The organism is Sphaerochaeta associata, from assembly GCF_022869165.1.
GTDB lineage: Bacteria > Spirochaetota > Spirochaetia > Sphaerochaetales > Sphaerochaetaceae > Sphaerochaeta > Sphaerochaeta associata.
This window is the reverse complement of record NZ_CP094929.1, coordinates 2,750,458-2,769,190: the sequence shown is the minus strand read 5'-3', so window position 1 is coordinate 2,769,190 and position 18,733 is coordinate 2,750,458. Positions and strand designations below refer to the sequence as shown.

Sequence of the window (18,733 nt, the reverse complement as noted above, 5' to 3'; positions counted from 1 at the left end):
TGGAGTTGGTGAGAGATAAGTAAGTTCGCATATGCAGGTGCGCAGCACTTGTTGTATGGTAATATTATGTGTCACAGGCATGCTGTTTGGCTGCCTGTGACTTTGCTGATGAGAGGGTGGGAGGCGTGCCACACAGGTCGACATCGCTCTATACTGATGTGTTCTTGGTACTCTACCATGTGTTTGTCGACGACCTCTGTGCGTTCCCCGAGGACTTTAGTATAGGAGTGATCAGTGTTAGGTAATCATCTGTTGGGGTTGTATGAGAAAGCGCTGGATCCAAAATTCAACTGGCACGAGAGATTTGCAAAAGCAAAACAGCTTGGTTTTGACTTTCTCGAAATAAGCATCGATGAAACCGATGAGAGGCTGACACGGCTTGACTGGAGTCTGGAACAAATTGAAGAGTTCAGGCATGCTGCTCTGGTATCGGGAATGACCTGCCAGTCGATGTGTCTCTCTGTTCACCGAAGGTTTCCCTTCGGTTCCAAAGATCCTGCAGTGCGGGAAAAGGCTCATGAACTTTTGCTGAAAGCGGTTGATTTTTGCAACCATGCAGGGGTCAGAGTCATCCAGCTTGCCGGCTATGACGTGTACTATGAACCTTCTACGCCACAGTCTGTCATGTATTTCCGTCAGGCGATGGCTTGGGCTGCCAAGGTGGCTGAGCAGAAGCAGGTGATGCTTGCAATGGAAATAATGGATACTCCTTTTCTTAACTCCATCTCAAAGCACATGGCCTATGAGGCGATGATTAATTCACCATGGTATAAGGTGTACCCCGATATCGGAAATCTTTCGGCATGGCCGGAGAACGATGTTGATTTTGAATTGGAGCGAGGAATATCGAGCATCGTTGGGGTTCACCTCAAGGATACGCTTTCTGTCACTGAGTCCTTCCCGGGCAAATTCAAGTGCGTTCCGTTCGGATCAGGTTGCGTTGATTTCTCCAAGCGTTTTGCACAACTTGAAAGACTAAATTATACCGGACCTTATATGATGGAGATGTGGTACGAAGATGTTACATTCTCCGAATCCGAGGTTTTACGTTCACGCTTGTGGATGGAAGAACAATTCAAAAAGGGAATAGAAATGCTTGCCGCCTCTAAGGCTACTCTGAATGAAAGGAGTCAACAATGAAGTATTATCTCGGGCTTGATAATGGCGGAACTACGACAAAAGCAGCGCTGTTTGATGCTGAGGGAAATGAGGTTGGTATTTGCAGTAAAGCCACTGCCATGATTGCCGTCCGTCCAGGGTACACAGAGCGCGATATGGAAGAGATGTGGGAAGCCAACTGTTCAGTAATCAAGGGGGTTCTTGAGGAGACTGGCATCTCGGCCGACGATGTTGCCGGCGTAGGAATCTGCGGTCATGGAAAGGGTCTATATCTATGGGGAAAGGATGACCGTCCTGTTCGCTACGGTATCATTTCCACCGACAACCGCGCATATGAATACCCAAAGAAATGGGCTCAGGATGGTACAGAGCAGAAGGTGTTTGCGCTCTCCTGCCAACATATCATGGCCTGCCAGCCGGTTGCTTTGTTGGCTTGGCTGAAGGATAACGAACCCGAGTCTTATACGAATATCAAGTATGTGTTTGAGTGCAAGGACTATGTGAGATTCAGGCTTACCGGTGAGGCAAAGGCGGAGTATACCGACTATTCAGGTGCAAACTTCCTCAACCTGCACACTCGTACCTATGATGATGAGCTCTTGAAGCTGTTCGGTATCAGCGAGGTACATGATGCTTTGCCCCCGTTGTGTACAGCAACCGAGATTGCAGGCTATGTGACCGAACAGGCTGCTGAAAAGTGCGGCCTCAATGCAGGAACTCCGGTAATCGGCGGCATGTTCGACATCGATGCCTGTGCTTTGGGTACCGGTATCACTAACGAGGACAACCTGTGTATGATCGCAGGGACCTGGTCGATCAATGAGTATATCAGGAAGGAGCCGGTACTGGATGGCTCTGTTGCAATGAACTCGCTGTTCGCACTGCCTGAGTATTTCCTCATAGAGGAGTCGAGTCCTACCTCCGCCGGCAACAATGCCTGGTACATCAACCAGTTGCTGCCGGAGCTCAGAAGGGATTTGGCAGCCCGGGGTGGTAACATTTATAAGGAACTCGACAGTTGGATTGATGAGATTGGCCCCGATGAATTTGTCCCTGTTTTTCTTCCTTTTCTAATGGCCAGCAATGTGCATCCGAATGCAAAAGGGTCATTCATCGGCATTACTATGAACCACTCCCGCAAGCATCTTCTCCGCAGTGTGTTTGAAGGTATTTGCTTCTGTCATAAAATGCATACCGAGAGGCTGCTTAAGAGCAGGATAACTGATGTGAAAGTCATCAGGCTTGCCGGTGGGGCGGCTCACAGCAGACAGTGGACTCAGATGTTTGCCGATGTAATGCAGATTCCTTTTGAGACTGTTAAAGCGAATGAAACAGGAGCATTAGGATGTGCAATCGGAGTAGCTGCAGCTGTAGGCGATTATGCCTCCCTTGATGAAGCAGTTGGCAGAATGTGTAAAATTTCAGCAAGAGTCATGCCGAATCCAGATTTCAAAGAAATGTATGAGAAAAAGTATAATCTTTATAAGAGAGTCATCGATAGCCTCGATGGTGTCTGGGATGAGATGCAGCAGCTCGCGGAGAAGTAAACTGCTAGCCAACAGCAGAGATATAACCGAACAATAGCAACAAAAATATAGGTGAGGGGAGCTTAGCTGCTCCCCTCAATGCATGAAAGCAATGCACAGTACTGATATGACCTGATCGGTCTTGCCTTATTGGATGTATCCTTCAACTTTTTCTTTGTTTCTTATTGAGTAGAGAATAGCCGAACCTTCGTGAACAGTGAGGATTATATTCTCTCAGACTGGTTGATTCAGAAGAGCTCCAATCTGACATGGATGGATGTTATGGACCGCGAAAAATTGGCTATGTTCGGCATCGGGAAAACTCAACCTTACATAGGCGTATTAAATCAGCTATCCCAAGAGGGTAGGAAAGCCCTGCTGCAAGAATGGGACAGGTGTCCTTATACTTGAAGAGCGTCAAGGGCCTACCTAATTTCTTTTTGTACCACCCTCAGGTCTCGATTTACTGGTATACTCAGTTCACGGTGGGGTAGAGGAAGCCGGATGTCTATTTCTGATTCGGAGTATACAATGACGAATGGTTTTGCAGATACGGTAAAGGGAATTAGCGATCACCATCTTCATGTTTTCTTCCTTGGCCAGGCAGGATTTGTCCTTAGGAATTCGAAGGGAGAGCTTTTGGGTAATGATCTGTATCTGTCCAATGCCTGCGAGAAGAACAATGGACATGTTGGATTCAAGCGGTTGCTTCCCAGGATTCTAAATGCTGAGGAGTTGTCTTTTCACTATTTGGTCTGTACCCATCAACATGATGATCACTTTGACCCTGAGTCGATTCCGGTTATGATGAGTAATCCTGAGACGTTGCTTTTCTGTTCAGAAGGTTGCAGGGAACTCATTTTTAAGTATGGCATCGAGGAAAGTCGTGTACGCTATCAGCGTGTCGGAGATGAGGTGCAGGCAGGCTCTTACCATCTGCATTTCATTTGTTGTGACCATGGCAATCAGGCTCCCGATGCCTTTGGCCTTGTCATTGAGATCGATGGCGTTCGGATTCTTGAAGTGGGTGATTCCTCGTTTCATTCCGAATGGGCAGAAGTCTATACCAAATATGGGGAGATTGACCTCATGTTTGCCCCGATCAATGGTGAGTTTGGGAACCTTACTGGTGAAGAGTGTGCCGCCTTGGCTCAGCTTGTGAAGCCAAAGCTCCTGGTTCCTTGTCATTTCGGTATGTGTGCTTCTCATGGGGGGGATGCCAAGGCGTTCTTCGAGATCATGAAGAGGTATCCAATGCAGGATTGGACTTTCTTGTCTCTTGGGGAAGAGCTGGTTTATAAGGACATTCGACAAAATTGCCATTCTTGAATTACATCCAATTCAAACGAAAGCTGACTCATAGGCCATTGGATAATCCCGCTATTTTCCCCATCTGAATCCGGAAGAAATTCACCAGATATGGTGGGTGGCGGCCTGTCCCGCTACGTGATTAAGATTACTATTAAATCCGTATTTGCACAGTGTTGATATGAATCGGCAATACACAGCTTGAATTGCGGTTTCACCCCAGATATCTGAGCAAGATACGACAGCCTACTGCCATGCTCATGAACTTTTCGACCTTTTCGTGTTTGTCCTTGGGCTGGTTCATGACAAAGCAGAAGGGTTCAGATAATCCTGCAAATCCTCCCTGATGAATCCTGAGGGGGAGGCAAGGAACAGTTTCAAAATCCTGCAGTATTGGTTGATCCTGTTCAGCGGATTCTCGGAATTTAGCAGCTGTTTGATCTGTCTCGAATTGTATACGATGCTTTTGAGCCTGAGAGCTTCGACCAACGGTCCGTGAGCTTGTTCCATGTCATGGCTCATGGTTGATTCAAGCTCAATGTGAGATGCAAACGTATCGAGTCTTCCTTGTTTGGTCGGCTTTCCCTCGCCTTCCACGAAGCAGATGACACTGCTTTGGTCGCAGGCTATCCCGATGCATATCTGGTTGTGGGACAATCCCTGATACTCCTTGCCGTCCTCTTTTCTTTGGATGTCGGCCTTGCGGACCTTATAGAAGGTCTCGTCAAGCTCAACCTAACACGACAGGACCAAGGTGTTTTGGTAGTCCCTCAATACAAGGAACACCTTATCCATCCAGTATCTTGTGGTTGTATAAGCATTACGATTGCTCTTCGATGTCAGGCTGAAGCTGCCGTACCCGAAAATTGAGAGCAGGAAGTCAAGCCATTAGGTAAGCGGCAGTTTGTGGGAGTCGATGATTGTGTTGGTCAGGATGTTGAAGGTTCTCCTGCAATCCTTGCACCTGAACCTACGAACACCGTTGGAGGTGAAGCCGAATCTCTGGATTGCAGTGCTACTGCAGTGCCTGCATTCCTGTACACCCATCGAGTTGAGCAGCTCAACCTCGCCGGTATCAGAAATGCCTGGATGCTTCCTGTGATAATTGTCCTGATTGCTTTCATCAATGAATGCCTGAAGTGCGGTGGCTTCAGGCGCATCGGACCAAGGAGTCTTCCTCCTGGACTTTGATCTTATGTTCTTCATGTGGTAGTCCTTTGCAAGAAGACAGAGGCCAGATAGGGACTACCACATCGCAACTATCCAGCCAACTGTCTTCACAAATTACAGCCACAGTATATGCTTTTGTTTGCTTATGCTTCAACGGTCATTTATCAACACTGTGCAAATACGGATTTTTACTATTTAAGTTTGACCACAGTTGTCCCCTCCTCAGTAAGAGTCTTGATCATGAATATCTTGTAGCTTGTGTTGGTTTGCATCATCAATCTCCAGTCATCCGGCTGGGAATGGGATATCAGTCCAATGCAATATCTTCAGCTTGGCGGCAGCCAAGTAGCCCAGATACGCTTGTTCATCCCTTAAAGTTGGTAGCATTCTCTCAACTCATCTCTGGTAATGCCGGCAGTTTTGCACCTGGCCCAAATCCAATACTGATTCCTCTTCAACATTATTACATTCTCCTGTAGAGTGAGGGTTGTAGGAGATGTCGATATGGATGGTAGGAGAAGAGCTGATATACACGCTGGACTGGAAGTGCTTATCGTCCTCAAGCAGGACCAAGCCACAGGCAACACCACCAAGGGTGTGGTCAAGGACATCCTGACCAACTCCAACATGCATCCGCACGGTATCAAGGTTCGTCTTGAGAGTGGTGCAGTTGGGCGGGTGAAGGAGATTCTATCAAGGACATGACCACTTCAACTACACAAGTGAACAACCCCCTGCATGGCATAACGCTTGAGAAACTGCTTACCCGCCTGGTCGATTACTACGGCTGGGACGGGCTGTTCGACATGGTGCAGCTGCAATGCTTCTATAACGATCCCAGCATCAAATCCAGCTTGAAGTTCCTGCGCAAGAACCTTTGGGCACGGACAAAGCTGGAGGAGATCTACCTGGACCTTGAATACTACCTGAACGAGGAATCGCAGCGGTAGGCATTATTTAGGTCAAGTGGCAGGTATGGGCAGGGGAATTCCTCAAACTGATGCTTCTGATAAGCTAGAACTCCTTCCGTTCAATAAGAACCTTGATTTCGAGGTATGGTATTCGCCCTTCTGCAGGAGATATAATACTTTACAGGAAATGGAGCGTTGAAAATGAAAAATTCCAAGATGGAGCAAACTTGCGAGAGAGGACACACGTATGAGAAAAGTACCGACTGTCCTGTTTGTCCCATCTGTGAACGCATGAAGACTGAGGGGCCTTTCCGTGCCATCCTTTCTTCTCCTGCTTCCAATGCCCTTGAGAGTGCAGGGATCACCAACCTGCAGGAACTGGCGAACCATACGGAATCAGAAATCCTGAAACTTCATGGTATGGGCCCTGCATCGATCCCCAAGCTGAGAGCAGCTCTCTCCAATGCCGGACTACGATTTCGCGATGCCTGAGCAGTATTTTGCTCCTTTAATACTGATGTAATACCCTGTTCTTTTGGATGCTTATTCAGATAACTTGTACTTGTACTTTTGAGCAATTTTTCTCGCATTCTTTTGCTTTTAGTGATATTATCATGGAACAAAGCAACAACAATAATCAGTAAGGGAACTCTATGAAACGATTCAAATCATTTTTTGCACTCGTTGTAATTACATGCTGCATAATCGCTGTATCGTCATGTTCTCTCGATACTAATCAGGTAAACGGTGATGTGGTTTTCATTCCCTCTTTTTCTGCGAGCACAGGCAGAGGACTTACTTCCTATAGGATAGAAAAAGTCAGTGGTAGCATTAATTCAAATTCAATTTATCAAACTTTCCCGATTCTTCAATCTCTTCAGATAGTATCAGCTGATAACCTCAAGTCAAAAATTGAAAACAGTTACAGGGGTGCAAGCGTTTGGGGCTTTGATATAATCCTTGAAACTGTAAAGATCAACCCTGATGGGTTGTATTGTTTGTTTTCGCTGCAGGATTCAGGCTATACAGTTGGGTTCTTTGATTATTACTATTATAAAAGCACAAAAACATTTTCTCTCCGCGAAATGTTTCTTTATACCTCTTCGAGCTCCGGGAGCAACGGGATTACATTCGCAGAAAACTACGGTGAGCTGAATATTCTAGAATATCTGGATATGAAGATTGATGATTCTAATCGGTATGGAATCGATTTCTCGAGTGAAGAGTATGATGAAAACGGAATGTTGAGAAACAACATTATTGCCACGACAATACGGCTCAATAACCATACAGGATTTGGTACACCATTTGAAGGTAGAACTGATGGTAAGCTGATTAATGATGCATGGTATTACCCGTATGGATATTGGATAAATAGCATTGGGGTCACTGCGAAATCAAACGATGGTATATTTGCTTCCTATACAGACCCATCGAGAAAATGGAGCAATGGTGGCTTTTTTATAGACGATACAACGGCAAAAGCATGGTTTGATTCTTTCCTGGCAGAGAATACTCTTAATTTGATTGATCTCGAATTCATTAAAGAAATAATTCCATACTTTTTTAGAGATTCCAATAAAATACTCTCATATTATTTTGACAGAGCTGCATCTTTCAGCAATTATCAAGAATATAAGGATTTATCCATGAGTAGCTTTACCGATTCCATAGCGTCCAATACTGGAGTGAAATTCTGGAATAATCTAAGTACAAATGGTCATAAGCCTCTCGTGTTTGATTATAAGAACCTCACAGGGTATTCTCTTGGCAATAAAGGCGGTGATCACTACAATTTTTACATTCACGACAAGGACAAGATTGTTGAACGGTTCAAGACAGTAATTGGAGTTGACACGGTGGAGGAAGTAGTAAGCTATCTGAACAGCGTTATCTCCGATTATCAAAATAATCTTGTACCTGTAGCCAATACTGAATATAAGAGCATAATTGATCGAGATATCCCGAAAACTAGCCTTTCTGTGGAAACATTTGATACGATTGTTGATAAGTATTCACAATCTATTCAAGAAAGGGCACCTAATAGATCGGTTGAAACTGCTTATAAAGAAGGGGTTAAGAAAATGAGCGACTACTGTGGATTCGGTGTTGATCTTGATGACAAAGACTACCTTTCCCGGTTTGTTGCAGCGCATATAAAATATTGCGGAATCACTAATGAAAACTACATTAAAAACTTCATATCAACAGTAAGTCTTTGTGACAGTGTATATACAACTGAAGGAATCACTACTGAAGAACCTGAGGAATATCGTAAAAAATTGGTATTGAATTATCTAATTCGTATGGCTAAGTATAATAGATAAAATCAGAACCAATTCACATCGATGTTCTTCTGTATCACCAACCGAGATAAACCTGTCAAGCCTAGACAAAAACAAACGTCTAGTCAGTTATTGATGGCAGAGATTTATAATTCACTAGGCGGTTTTCCTCCGGTCAAATGGCTGGGGTGTGTGCCGGCGAACTCAAGAGGAGAGGGCCAAGCGTCAAGGAGTAAGCGATAAGATTTTTTTACTCGAAGGAAAAATTCCTTGACTTTCAATTTTGATTGAACACAATCATGCTTCCTGAGATATCTACAGATATGTTGTTGACAAGCCTTTTTTTGCATGCACATAATATCGATGTAGGGCAGGAGTTCTACTCATTGCTGGCAGGACCAGTAGTGATTGCGATGATGCAGGGATTGGGCTAAGAGACAGTGCCTGTTGAGCTGTGAAGGGTTTGTACGTACCGCACCTTAGCTGTAGGAAGTGGTGCCGTAAGGTGATGCTTACCGAAAGAAACGTACTTCTTTATGAACCTGAAGCTCTGTCTTTAGGTTTCCTATACCAATAGAAAAACCGCTGATCAGCGTAAGCCGGTTCAGCGGCGAAACTTCTTCACATTCACGGTCGCTTGATTATGAAAGTCTAAGATATGCCCTTTCCAGTTTGATATGTAAGACTCACTACCGGCATGATTACAAGCCTCCTTAGAACTACCTTTGTATTGACAATCATGAACTTGCTTGCGGATACTGCAAGAGCGGGGCAGGACAATCTGTGATTGGACCAAGATGCAGTGCCTGTTGAGCAGTGAAGGGTTTGTAGTACGTACCTCCACGCTTTGACATTTAACCGTGGTATGAGGGCGAAACTATGAGGTATTCGACAAGAGTCCTGTATTCACTGTTACCTCTCAGTACAAACCCAATTCTCTTGATCTGGAGTAATAGCAAATGGTTCATTATGAAGTCGACTACGCAATATCCCATGCCTTGGCGTATACCGATGGAGTGCTGCTACCTGATGCCACCATAGTGGTGGAGCAGGGGATCGTCAGGTATGTCGGTAAGCTTGAGCAAGAGATGGTACAGCATCTAAAGCAATATGATGCCAAGGGCAGCCTTGTGGGCCCGGGTCTAGTCGATATGCACATCCATGGTTGTGGCGGCTTTGATTCTACCAGAGGAAATATTCAGGAAAACCTAGAAGGCATGGCCTTGTTTCTTGCAGGGAAGGGTATAACGAGTTTCCAACTTGCAGTTGTCATGGATTTGGATCTCTTGGACCAGATTAAACAAGCAATGGACAGGAGTGCTTTCCTCTCATCCCATCTGCTTGGGGTCTATGTGGAAGGACCTTTTATCGCACCTGAGAAAAAGGGTGGCATTCCATCTTCAGGTATCAGGACCTTTGACAGGGGGTACCTGGAGAAGATTCTTTCCATCAAGTGTGGAAAGAAGCCACTTGTCACCTCCATGACCATTGCTCCTGAACTGCAAGGCAGTGAAGAGCTTTCGAATATGTTGGAACGGAACAACATTGTTGTGGCCTATGGCCATAGTGATTGTCCCCTGGATGCATTGCATCCTAGGGACAAAAATCATCTTACCCATCTTTTCAATGCGATGAGCGGTATAGATCACAAACGCCCAGGCTTGGCAGCCATGCCGTTTGTCCGCAACTTCAGCCATGCAACCTATGAACTTGTTTGTGATGAGGTGCATGTGCATCCGTCTGTGATAGATTTGACGATCAATTCGCTTGGTACGGAAAGGCTTTGTCTGATTTCTGATGCTATGAGTTTGGCCGGCATGGGTGCCGGTGAAGGCCTGTATTTGGGCAAGCAAATGTATTCGAATGGAAAGGCCTGCTATTACCGTGATAGTGACATCCTGATAGGTTCTGCCATGCTTATCAGCGATTCAGCAAAAAACCTTTTTCACAAAAACTTGTTGGACAAGCAATCCTTCTTCCAGGTTGCGTCCGAGAACCCCTTACGGGTGCTTTCTCAAACAGATCGAGGCTTCATCAAGCCCGGGTACAAGGCTGACTTGGTGATGCTTTCCTCTGATATGAAGATCCAAGAGGTTTTCAAGGTAGTGTGAGAATACGCTGCCGGGGAAATGATATTTCAGGAACATGGGTACAGATGCAATCCAGTTCTTGGACATAGCACATCCATTTAGGAATCAGCAAGGAACAAGGCTGAATGAATTGTTCTGTCTAATCGAATCAACTCTATCGGTTCTCCCACGAACTATTGATTATCTCCCAAAATAGGGTACAATATGGGAGAAAAAGGAAAATGGTGGGAGAAAGATGCGCGAATTTGATTATGACCAGCTGAAAAAGAGCTCCTGGGACGGAGAGGTACTTTCGCTCGTTGCTCAGATCCGCGAGCACAAGGGAAAACAGGATCTGTATCTCAGACAGAAACCGGTAGAGTTGGAACGCTTGATCGAGGTGGCGAAAATCCAGAGCACCGACAGCTCGAACAGAATCGAGGGCATAGGAACCTCGAATGCACGGATGCGGGAGTTGGTCAATGAAAAAACTACACCCCGCAGCCGTGATGAGCAAGAGATTGCGGGCTATCGCGATGCCTTGAAAACAATCCACGAGAATTACAAGCACATCCCGCTCAATGGCAATGTAATCCTGCAATTGCACAGGGATCTATTGGCATACACGGGCAAGACCTTCGGTGGTAAGTACAAGAACACGCAGAATTATATCAACGAGACCCATACCGATGGAGGTTCCTTCACCAGATTCACTCCGCTTGAGCCGTTTGAGACACCGATGGCGGTGGATGCTATCTGCGCAAGTTATCGGCAGGCACTTGATAATCAGGTAGTCGATACGCTGATACTGATCCCGATATTCATATGCGACTTTCTCTGCATCCATCCTTTCAATGACGGCAACGGACGCATGAGCCGGCTTCTTACTACTCTGCTCTTGTACCAGAGTGGATTCTTTGTCGGCAAGTATATCAGTATCGAGCAGAAGATTGAGAGGACGAAGGATACGTATTACGATGTATTGGGGAAGGTCTCCAGCGGATGGCATAATGGTACCAATGACTACACATCCTTCATCAAGTACCTTCTTGGGATTGTCCTGAATTGTTATCGTGATTTTGAGAGAAGGCTTGGCTCAGTCGACCGTAAGAGTAGCTCATATGAGATCGTGCGAAAAGCTGTTGAGGACAGCTTGGGAGTATTCACCAAGGCCCAGATTCTCGAACTTTGCCCCAGCATCGGCAGCTCCTCAGTGGAGGCTGCTCTCAAGCGCCTCAAGGAAGAAGGCTTCATACTCAGCCAAGGCAGTGGAAGGAACACTACGTATGTTCGGAATCCCGATCAACTGCCTATGTATAAGTGAGAGAGCCTAGCCATTGCGACGGAGGTATCATTTGATGGATGAGATTGATAATCTGTTGGAAAAATATGTTGAGAGATTTGAAGAGAATTTTCCAATTTTCTTGGTCTTGGGGATCGATGGTGAAGAAATACGCAAACTGCTTGAAGAGAGTCTTGAAACAGGCAAGCCTTTCAGACCAGAGTTGGATCCAGACAAAATTTATTAGTATGCAAGGATAATTCAGAGGAGAGTTGTTTCCAGACTTTGATTATGAATAGTCTTCACTGGGGACAGCATAGAAGCATAATCTCCCACAGAAGTAATCCTATGGGAGATTATCGAATCTTGTGGGAGAAGCCATCGGAATCATAACACCTTTACCAGCTTCAACGCCTTCTATGCAGATGATAGATGTAGTCTTGGCTGTAATCCTGCTGGGACGCAATCTGGTCCCAAGCAAGGAAGGTGAGCTAAAAACCTTCCTCGGAATCTGTAGCATAGTGTATGTACGGAATTGATGAAGGACTTTCGCTTTCGGTTCGATCCACACTTTTGTCCTGTTTCATTTTGGATGAATTTTATCCGACTGTGATTTTCTGGATGAATATGAAAAACATTGGCAACATAAAAGATGTATTTTATTTCTTAATCCCTCTTTCATGATAAGATGACCAAGATACCATGAGAAAAACGGAGATTGTTCTCGTAATATTAATTCTATTGCTCCCAGTGTTCTTTTCTATTGGTTGTACAACAGCTAAAGAGATTGAGCTGGATAAACATACCCAGAGAGTTGAACAAATAGATATTGAGAAGAATGTAGATAGTCTTAAAAGTCCAATACCAGAGACAATCGAAAAATCACCTGCTATAGTCAACGAAACTCCACTAACTGAAGAACCTATTATTACGGAAGTTGCTATTAATGCTCCCATACCTGAGGGAAATGATCGTAGCGTTCATTCGATCGATTCTGAGATCCCGACAGTATCCGAACTGAATAGGGACATGGAAGCCACGATACTTAATTCTCAGGATACTTACCTGGATGAACCTGCTGTACTCATCGAGAGCCCTGTCTCTACTCCAATCGTTGTTGAATCGGTTGGAGAAACTGGTTCTAAGAGTGAACCTGTAAATCTCAACACAAATTCTACTGAAAACACAATTGACTTTGGGCAGGCTCTGCCTCCACCAGAAGGTCAAAAAGTGAGGATGGTAATGCCTATAGAAATTCTCTATCTACTCGTTTTGGTGGTGATTATCCTTTTAGTTTTCTTCCTTCGGAAAACTCGATTGCTCAAGCATCATCTCCAATATGAGCAGAACAAGAGCGGATCTTTAAAACATCAGCTTGAGACCGAACAGAACAAGTCGGGTTCTCTTGAGCAGCGACTCCAAACAGAACAGGATAGAATTCTAAAGCTGGGTATAACCGATTTAGAGTCAGCACAAGTGAAACAGCGGCAAATCAAAGATGAGATTGCCAGAATTGAAACTGAATTGGTTCACTTGCAGGATGAGCGGGTTTCTTTAAAAACCGAGAAAGGGGAACTTGATGATACTTGTTCGAAACTGGAAAAGCGGTTAGAGAGTCAGAAACTCAAATTGGTAAGATTCAAAGAACTGTATAGTGCCGTAGAACATGCCGTTAATCGCTTCCATACGACCGAAATTCCATCGGTATTCTATAAGCCTTTAACAGAACAAGACAAGGTAGATTTAGACTCGATGGCTCCTTCAGTTATGCTGACGCTTAACTACATGAACTACCAAGAGCTGAGAAAAGAATTCAGGGAAAATCATAAACAGCTGGAGGCCTTATTTGCTGAGTATGAGCAAAGGTATACCACAAAAGCAAACAAAGCCATTTACAAATTGATGGTAATCTCGTTGAGCTCAGAATTGCAAAATATACTCTATAACCTTAAATACGAGAAACTTGATAATGCCCTGTTGCAGGTTCAGGCACTCATTTCAAAATATCTTGTGATAGCTACTGATGGTAATCAAAGTATCGTAGGTACCATGAGGAGATTTATTGGCGAATTAGAACATCTGTTTGAAAATGCCGTGCGGATTGAATACGAGTACTACATCAAGAGAGAGCAAGCCAGGCAGGAGCAGCTAGCGTTACGTCAGCAGATGAGAGAGGAAGCTGAAGAGCGGAAGCGGTTGGAAGAGCAGCGGAAGCAGATTGCATTCGAAGAATCGAAGTATAAGGCGGAAATCGAGAAAGTTCGAGAGCAATTAGATTCTGAACCAGAAGATTCATCCAAACGGGTTGAAATCATCGCGAAGTTGGAAGAGTTGAATATTCACCTTGGGCAGGTCGAAGAAAAGAAGGATGAGATCATCAAGTTGCAGAATGGTAAGGCAGGGAATGTATATATCATCAGCAACCTGGGATCCTTTGGTGACCATGTATTCAAGGTTGGCATGACTCGACGACTTGATCCTCAGGAGCGTGTTGATGAACTTGGTAGTGCAAGTGTGCCCTTTAAATTTGATGTTCATAGCTTCATTTTCTCAGAAGATGCTGTTGGATTGGAGAATGAATTACATAAGAGACTACATAGTAGAAGGATGAACAAGGTAAATTTAAGAAAGGAATTCTTTGATATTACCTTGGATGAACTGGAAGCACTGGTAAACGAAATTAATCCTACTGCAGAATTCAATCGTACCATGCTTGCTGAGGATTATAAGATATCAATATCGATAGGAAATCAGGATCTCCCACTCTCCGATACAGATTCTGATTTCCAAAATCAAGACGATGAAGAAGAGTTAGAAGCTATTGTGTAATGAGAGTGTATGGTTCATATTCTGGGTTTCAAAAGTGAAGGTGTTTCAGCTAACTGTAACAATACAAACTTCAACCTCTATTGGGCTTCGAGATGAAACACTGTCATTGGTACCTGAAAGAAAATCCCCATCCTCCGCAGAGACTGCAGAATAACACCTTTGGAGCATGATTTCGTAAAACATGGTTCCGGGTGGTCAGTGAAGACCCTCTCGTGTGTTGGACATAAGGTCGCTTCACACATGGCTGCTCTCAATTTTACATCCAAAGGAATCATGCCGATAAACGGTGTAACTTTGTTCATTGTGAACTTTGCACAAAAGTTCCACTCAAACGTCATTAGAGCCGTCTGGAATGCTGATAATAGCGAAATCGTAGTGCATCCAGTCTCCTATATGAGTTTAACGGTTACACTCAATTAAGATGCACGATTCTCGATATTTTCAATGAAGGAAAGTGAGAAAATCATTATGATTCAAAGTTTTATCTAGGATGTAATGATCAATCTAGGATTTTGAGTGGAAAAAACTTGAGAAGTTCACATTCATATGAGATTCTCAATACGTTCCAAGACTTTTTGGTACACCTTTTGGTACAGTGCTCTAGTGAACGTTGAATTATTGTATCCTCTAACAACAAGAACTCCCTGCATTGCAAGGAGTTCTGTTACTGGGCCCAGAAGGACTTGAACCTTTGACCCACGGATTATGAGTCCGATGCTCTAACCAACTGAGCTATAGGCCCGATATGAAGGTAATCTAAAGGATTTTTAGAAGAATGTAAAGAATGTTTGTGAAGAGGAGTGTACAGTTGTACTCATAGGCTTTTTGCTGTGATAGTATTGGTACCAATGAGAGAGGAGGGTAGTCATGAATAAGAAGCTTGTATTGTTTCTATTGCTTGTTTGTCTGCTGCCTCTTTCTATCTTTGCCTCCTGGTCTTTCGCCTATGACAGCTGGGATGGACACCCCCGGATTGCTGCCGGCTTGGTTCCAACAGGAATCAGGGCAGGAGCTGTGAATGACAGTCTCTCCCTGTTTGCCGATTGGAAGACTGATTTCTATCTCTTGGGGAAAGTCGGGTACCAGGAGCGTTTGGTCTGGCAAGATCCCGTAGGTGGTAATCACCGTACAGGAATCCCCCTCGTATATGACCAACTGCTCTTCGATTGGACACTAGGCTTGAACCAATACCTCGGCTCTTCACAGAAGCACAGCCTCTTTGTTGGATACCGAGGGTCCTATGAGAAGGCCCTCGACTCCATGATCGTAGGAACCACTCTGGACAGTGGAACCGTCCAAAGTCTTTCCTCCTTCTTCTCTGGTGGTAATGCAGTCTATGGACAACTCTCGGGGATCGGGACCAATATCGGTTTTGCCTACCACTACAACAACCTTGTCGAAACGTTTACCTCTGCTGATGGATATGCCGCATCGGCACTGCTCTGGTTCGGCCCCATGCTGCTGAACACCAATGCATCCTATGCTCGTCTGGAAGGGGAAGTACAGGCAGCAAAAACGCTGCTTACCCTCACCGAAAGTGCTAAGAACCTGTACTCTATTGTTCTTGCAGACCGATTGAATATCAGTGGGGTCTTCGGCTCTTCCATACCCCTGTCCGTTCAACAGACCACTTCTTTGGGTAGTAAAGTCCGTGGATTTGGAACCTTCCAGTTTCCCACCGATTACTCGATTGCAAACCAGTTCGATCTTCGTTTCAACGGCCCCGAGCCCTTCGTGTCCGGATTCTTCCCCCGCTTGGTGCTCTTTTTTGACTTCGGCTTTGGATGGGGAGAATTGTACAACACCTCAATTCCTGAATCCGGTTTCATCGCAAGTACCGGAGTATCGGTAACCTTTGCTGTACGTTCCTATATGGATATCGGCTATGAAATGGCGTATCTCTTAGTAGGAGAGAATTACGAACATCCAGGGGCAAAGATGGTAGGAAAAATACTGGCAAGACTCTCGAACTAACTGCCTTTTCAACATTTTCTTCTCATTTGTATTGGGTATGGTACAATACATGAGACTAAGTGTTTGGAGGTAGTTGCATGGATAAGCACATCGTTGTTATTGGAGCAGGAATAGCAGGGCTCTCTGCAGCCTCCTACCTTGCCAGAAACGGCTATCGGGTCACGGTGGTGGAAAAGCACAGCCTGCCTGGAGGACTCTGCACCTCCTGGAAACGAGGCGGCTATACCATCGACTACTGCATTCATTGGCTGATGGGCTCACGTGAAGGAACCCAGTTCTATTCGATGTGGCAGGAACTGGGGGCCTTCACCAATGCCGACGGCTCACCTGTTGGTATTGCCAACTTCGACCAGTTCACCACCATCGGTCTTTCAAACGGGGATTCATTGTGTCTGTCCAGCGACCTTGAACAGCTGAAGGAGTCACTGCTGGCCCTCGCCCCGGAGGATGCAAAGCAAATAGGGAAGTTTCATCGGAGCCTCAAGCGCCTGGCAGGCGCATTCTCGGGCAATCCCTTCGCCTCCCTGGTGCAGTTTTTCACCATGCTGGGTCACCTGATTCCGGTAGAGGAGTATGCCAAGCGCTTCACCAATCCCAGGCTCCGGGAAATCTTCCTCTCCACCCTTCCTCCCGATTGGAGCCTCGTCGCGCTCACCCTAGGGCTCTCTCAACAACCGTACAAGAGTGCAGGCTATCCCATAGGGGGATCATTGAACTTTGCCATGAACATCGCCAGGAAGGCTTCCTCGCTTGGTGTCACGTTTCGGTATAACAGTGCGGTGGAAAAGGTATTGGTTTCTGATGGGAAGGCAGTGGGCGTACAACTTTCGGATGGACAGATTGTTGATGCCGACTATGTAATCAGCGCAGCTGATGGACATACGACGCTTTACTCGATGCTTTCGGGACGATATTTGAGTCCGGCTTATACGAAAGCCTATGAGCAGTATCCGCTGTTTCCCTCCTCCCTTATGGTGGCCTTGGGCATCAAGAAAAATCTACAGCAGTTTGTACACTCCTCGTCTCCGTACTTTGAAGAGCCAATCGTTCTCTGCGATGGTACATCTCATAACAGCTTCGGCTTGAACGTCTATGCATTCGATCCCACCCTCGCCCCTGAGGGCTGCACCTTGGTGACCGCCATGATCAACACCTGGGAGTGGGAGGCCTGGGAGAAACTTGCCTCTGATAATCGCCAGGAATATGAAGAAGAAAAGAAACGCATAGCTGGGGAAATAATCAAACGCTTGGAGCCTTTGTTGGGACCACTGGAAGGCTTGATCGACATGGTCGATGTGTCCACACCCCACTCGGTCATCCGCTACACAGGCAACTGGAAAGGAAGCTTTGAAGGTTTTGCCCCGACCAAGGCAACCCTCTCTAAACGCCTTCCCAAAACCTTGGACGGCCTTTCCCGGTTTGCCATGATCGGGCAGTGGACCGTACCCGGAGGCGGGCTTCCCACCGCCGCAAAGGACGGACGGGACATAGCAAAGATGATCTGCAAACAGGATGGAAAACGCTTCAGCGGTAAGGGTTGACCTCGCTCTTCTTCAGCACATTCTTCTCGGCAAAGCCAAGGGCAGAAAGAGCCTTCATCGTCCTATCGAGTTGATAAGCCGGAACCCAACGAACCGTAAGGCGTACCGCCTGGGAGTCGGGAAGCTGCTCTGCATAGGGCTTCAGTCCTGCGTTGAGCAGCCTGTCGTACTGGGCATAGGCGGTAAGCAGGGAGGAGTAGGCTCCCACCTGGATCTGATACCAGCCGGTGTCTCCTGCTCGATTGTACTTCGACTCAGGAACTTCGGGCTCGAAGATCAGGGTGAGGTCGACTGATGAGATGCCGCTTTTAAGCATGTCGATCTGCTTGGCGGCAGCCGGGGTGAGGTCGATGATTCTTCCATCGACATACGGCCCGCGGTCGTTTATGCGCACATCCACACTCTTGCCGTTGGCAAGGTTCGTCACTCTGACAATGGTGCCGAACTTCAGGCTCTTATGGGCCGCCGACAGGGTGTTGGGGTCGAAAATCTCACCGTTGGCAGTCAGGCTCTCGCTCTTATCGGAGGTGTACCAGGAGGCAATCCCTTTCTCAATGACCGTACCCGGCTGCAACGGCTCATCCGCCGCTATCAGGGCGAAGGAGGCGACAAGGAGTACTGCAAGCAATGCCATCAATCGTTTCATACCCAAGAGTATAAGGCCTCGTGCTTTGTTTTGGCAACCAGCAGTTGAACTGATGGGTATGATTCACTATAAT

At 45.9% G+C, this 18,733-nt stretch carries 16 protein-coding genes and 1 tRNA gene; 13 read left to right on the top strand and 4 right to left on the bottom strand.

All coding sequences use genetic code 11. The features are described 5' to 3' along the window. The first annotated feature begins 234 nt into the window (after positions 1-234). From MUG09_RS12840 to MUG09_RS12830, 3 genes are all read left to right on the top strand, one after another. Positions 235-1,140, top strand: a complete 906-nt coding sequence (locus MUG09_RS12840; RefSeq protein ID WP_244771832.1) for an L-ribulose-5-phosphate 3-epimerase — start codon at positions 235-237, stop codon at positions 1,138-1,140. Beyond that, entirely contained in the window at positions 1,137-2,666 is a 1,530-nt protein-coding gene (locus tag MUG09_RS12835) for an FGGY-family carbohydrate kinase (protein ID WP_244771831.1), read from the top strand. Before MUG09_RS12840 ends, MUG09_RS12835 begins: the two co-directional genes overlap by 4 nt. Before the next feature lie 510 nt (positions 2,667-3,176). Next, positions 3,177-3,974 carry an MBL fold metallo-hydrolase gene (locus MUG09_RS12830; protein ID WP_244771830.1) on the top strand — a complete coding sequence of 266 codons (798 nt, stop codon included), beginning with the start codon at positions 3,177-3,179 and terminating at the stop codon, positions 3,972-3,974. 279 nt (positions 3,975-4,253) lie between these two features. Here MUG09_RS12830 and MUG09_RS12825 read toward each other — a convergent pair whose 3' ends face one another. Beyond that, positions 4,254-4,610 carry a hypothetical protein gene (locus tag MUG09_RS12825; RefSeq protein WP_244771829.1) on the bottom strand — a complete coding sequence of 119 codons (357 nt, stop codon included), beginning with the start codon at positions 4,608-4,610 and terminating at the stop codon, positions 4,254-4,256. A gap of 231 nt (positions 4,611-4,841) precedes the next feature. Further along, positions 4,842-5,159: an IS1/IS1595 family N-terminal zinc-binding domain-containing protein gene (locus MUG09_RS12820; RefSeq protein ID WP_244771828.1), complete on the bottom strand. Its 318-nt coding sequence runs from the start codon at positions 5,157-5,159 to the stop codon at positions 4,842-4,844. A 468-nt stretch (positions 5,160-5,627) separates the two neighbouring features. Between MUG09_RS12820 and MUG09_RS12815 the strand changes: the two genes are divergently transcribed. From MUG09_RS12815 to MUG09_RS12780, 8 genes are all read left to right on the top strand, one after another. Further along, the gene (locus MUG09_RS12815) at positions 5,628-5,828 is read left to right on the top strand and encodes a YwbE family protein (RefSeq protein WP_244771827.1); all 201 of its coding nucleotides are present in this window, start codon (positions 5,628-5,630) and stop codon (positions 5,826-5,828) included. Beyond that, complete coding sequence (locus MUG09_RS12810) at positions 5,825-6,073, top strand: VF530 family protein (protein WP_244771826.1); 249 nt, start codon at positions 5,825-5,827, stop codon at positions 6,071-6,073. The genes MUG09_RS12815 and MUG09_RS12810 overlap by 4 nt, the downstream gene beginning before the upstream one ends. 162 nt (positions 6,074-6,235) lie before the next feature. Next, positions 6,236-6,526 (top strand): DNA-directed RNA polymerase subunit alpha C-terminal domain-containing protein, encoded by a 291-nt coding sequence (locus MUG09_RS12805; RefSeq protein WP_244771825.1) that lies wholly within the window; start codon positions 6,236-6,238, stop codon positions 6,524-6,526. A 161-nt stretch (positions 6,527-6,687) separates the two neighbouring features. Next, positions 6,688-8,361 (top strand): hypothetical protein, encoded by a 1,674-nt coding sequence (locus MUG09_RS12800; RefSeq protein WP_244771824.1) that lies wholly within the window; start codon positions 6,688-6,690, stop codon positions 8,359-8,361. Positions 8,362-9,278: 917 nt separating this feature from the next. Then, complete coding sequence (locus MUG09_RS12795; protein WP_244771823.1) at positions 9,279-10,430, top strand: amidohydrolase family protein; 1,152 nt, start codon at positions 9,279-9,281, stop codon at positions 10,428-10,430. 214 nt (positions 10,431-10,644) lie between these two features. Continuing rightward, positions 10,645-11,712 carry a Fic family protein gene (locus tag MUG09_RS12790; RefSeq protein WP_244771822.1) on the top strand — a complete coding sequence of 356 codons (1,068 nt, stop codon included), beginning with the start codon at positions 10,645-10,647 and terminating at the stop codon, positions 11,710-11,712. Between the two features lie 34 nt (positions 11,713-11,746). Beyond that, positions 11,747-11,917, top strand: coding sequence for a hypothetical protein (locus MUG09_RS12785; protein ID WP_244771821.1), 171 nt, complete (start codon positions 11,747-11,749; stop codon positions 11,915-11,917). Between the two features lie 455 nt (positions 11,918-12,372). Continuing rightward, entirely contained in the window at positions 12,373-14,499 is a 2,127-nt protein-coding gene (locus tag MUG09_RS12780; RefSeq protein WP_244771820.1) for a GIY-YIG nuclease family protein, read from the top strand. A 668-nt stretch (positions 14,500-15,167) separates the two neighbouring features. On the opposite strand, the gene MUG09_RS12775 is transcribed toward MUG09_RS12780, so the two are convergent. Further along, positions 15,168-15,241, bottom strand: a tRNA-Ile gene (locus MUG09_RS12775). 125 nt (positions 15,242-15,366) lie between these two features. Between MUG09_RS12775 and MUG09_RS12770 the strand changes: the two genes are divergently transcribed. Together MUG09_RS12770 and MUG09_RS12765 are read left to right on the top strand one after the other, a co-directional pair. Then, positions 15,367-16,473, top strand: coding sequence for a BamA/TamA family outer membrane protein (locus MUG09_RS12770; protein ID WP_244771819.1), 1,107 nt, complete (start codon positions 15,367-15,369; stop codon positions 16,471-16,473). A gap of 77 nt (positions 16,474-16,550) precedes the next feature. After that, positions 16,551-18,014 (top strand): phytoene desaturase family protein, encoded by a 1,464-nt coding sequence (locus MUG09_RS12765; RefSeq protein ID WP_244771818.1) that lies wholly within the window; start codon positions 16,551-16,553, stop codon positions 18,012-18,014. On the opposite strand, the gene MUG09_RS12760 is transcribed toward MUG09_RS12765, so the two are convergent. Further along, positions 17,998-18,660, bottom strand: a complete 663-nt coding sequence (locus MUG09_RS12760) for a septal ring lytic transglycosylase RlpA family protein (RefSeq protein WP_244771817.1) — start codon at positions 18,658-18,660, stop codon at positions 17,998-18,000. The two genes, MUG09_RS12765 and MUG09_RS12760, sit on opposite strands and share 17 nt — an antisense overlap. Positions 18,661-18,733: the final 73 nt, after the last annotated feature.

What these genes read in the sequence shown, in the direction of transcription:
- MUG09_RS12780 (WP_244771820.1), top strand. Translation starts at nt 12,373, where the DNA reads ATGAGAAAAACGGAGATTGTTCTCGTAATATTAATTCTATTGCTCCCA.
- MUG09_RS12810 (WP_244771826.1), top strand. Translation starts at nt 5,825, where the DNA reads ATGACCACTTCAACTACACAAGTGAACAACCCCCTGCATGGCATAACG.
- MUG09_RS12770 (WP_244771819.1), top strand. Translation starts at nt 15,367, where the DNA reads ATGAATAAGAAGCTTGTATTGTTTCTATTGCTTGTTTGTCTGCTGCCT.
- MUG09_RS12830 (WP_244771830.1), top strand. Translation starts at nt 3,177, where the DNA reads ATGACGAATGGTTTTGCAGATACGGTAAAGGGAATTAGCGATCACCAT.
- MUG09_RS12785 (WP_244771821.1), top strand. Translation starts at nt 11,747, where the DNA reads ATGGATGAGATTGATAATCTGTTGGAAAAATATGTTGAGAGATTTGAA.
- MUG09_RS12760 (WP_244771817.1), bottom strand. Translation starts at nt 18,660, where the DNA reads ATGAAACGATTGATGGCATTGCTTGCAGTACTCCTTGTCGCCTCCTTC.
- MUG09_RS12815 (WP_244771827.1), top strand. Translation starts at nt 5,628, where the DNA reads ATGGATGGTAGGAGAAGAGCTGATATACACGCTGGACTGGAAGTGCTT.
- MUG09_RS12800 (WP_244771824.1), top strand. Translation starts at nt 6,688, where the DNA reads ATGAAACGATTCAAATCATTTTTTGCACTCGTTGTAATTACATGCTGC.
- MUG09_RS12820 (WP_244771828.1), bottom strand. Translation starts at nt 5,159, where the DNA reads ATGAAGAACATAAGATCAAAGTCCAGGAGGAAGACTCCTTGGTCCGAT.
- MUG09_RS12835 (WP_244771831.1), top strand. Translation starts at nt 1,137, where the DNA reads ATGAAGTATTATCTCGGGCTTGATAATGGCGGAACTACGACAAAAGCA.
- MUG09_RS12790 (WP_244771822.1), top strand. Translation starts at nt 10,645, where the DNA reads ATGCGCGAATTTGATTATGACCAGCTGAAAAAGAGCTCCTGGGACGGA.
- MUG09_RS12795 (WP_244771823.1), top strand. Translation starts at nt 9,279, where the DNA reads ATGGTTCATTATGAAGTCGACTACGCAATATCCCATGCCTTGGCGTAT.
- MUG09_RS12765 (WP_244771818.1), top strand. Translation starts at nt 16,551, where the DNA reads ATGGATAAGCACATCGTTGTTATTGGAGCAGGAATAGCAGGGCTCTCT.
- MUG09_RS12805 (WP_244771825.1), top strand. Translation starts at nt 6,236, where the DNA reads ATGAAAAATTCCAAGATGGAGCAAACTTGCGAGAGAGGACACACGTAT.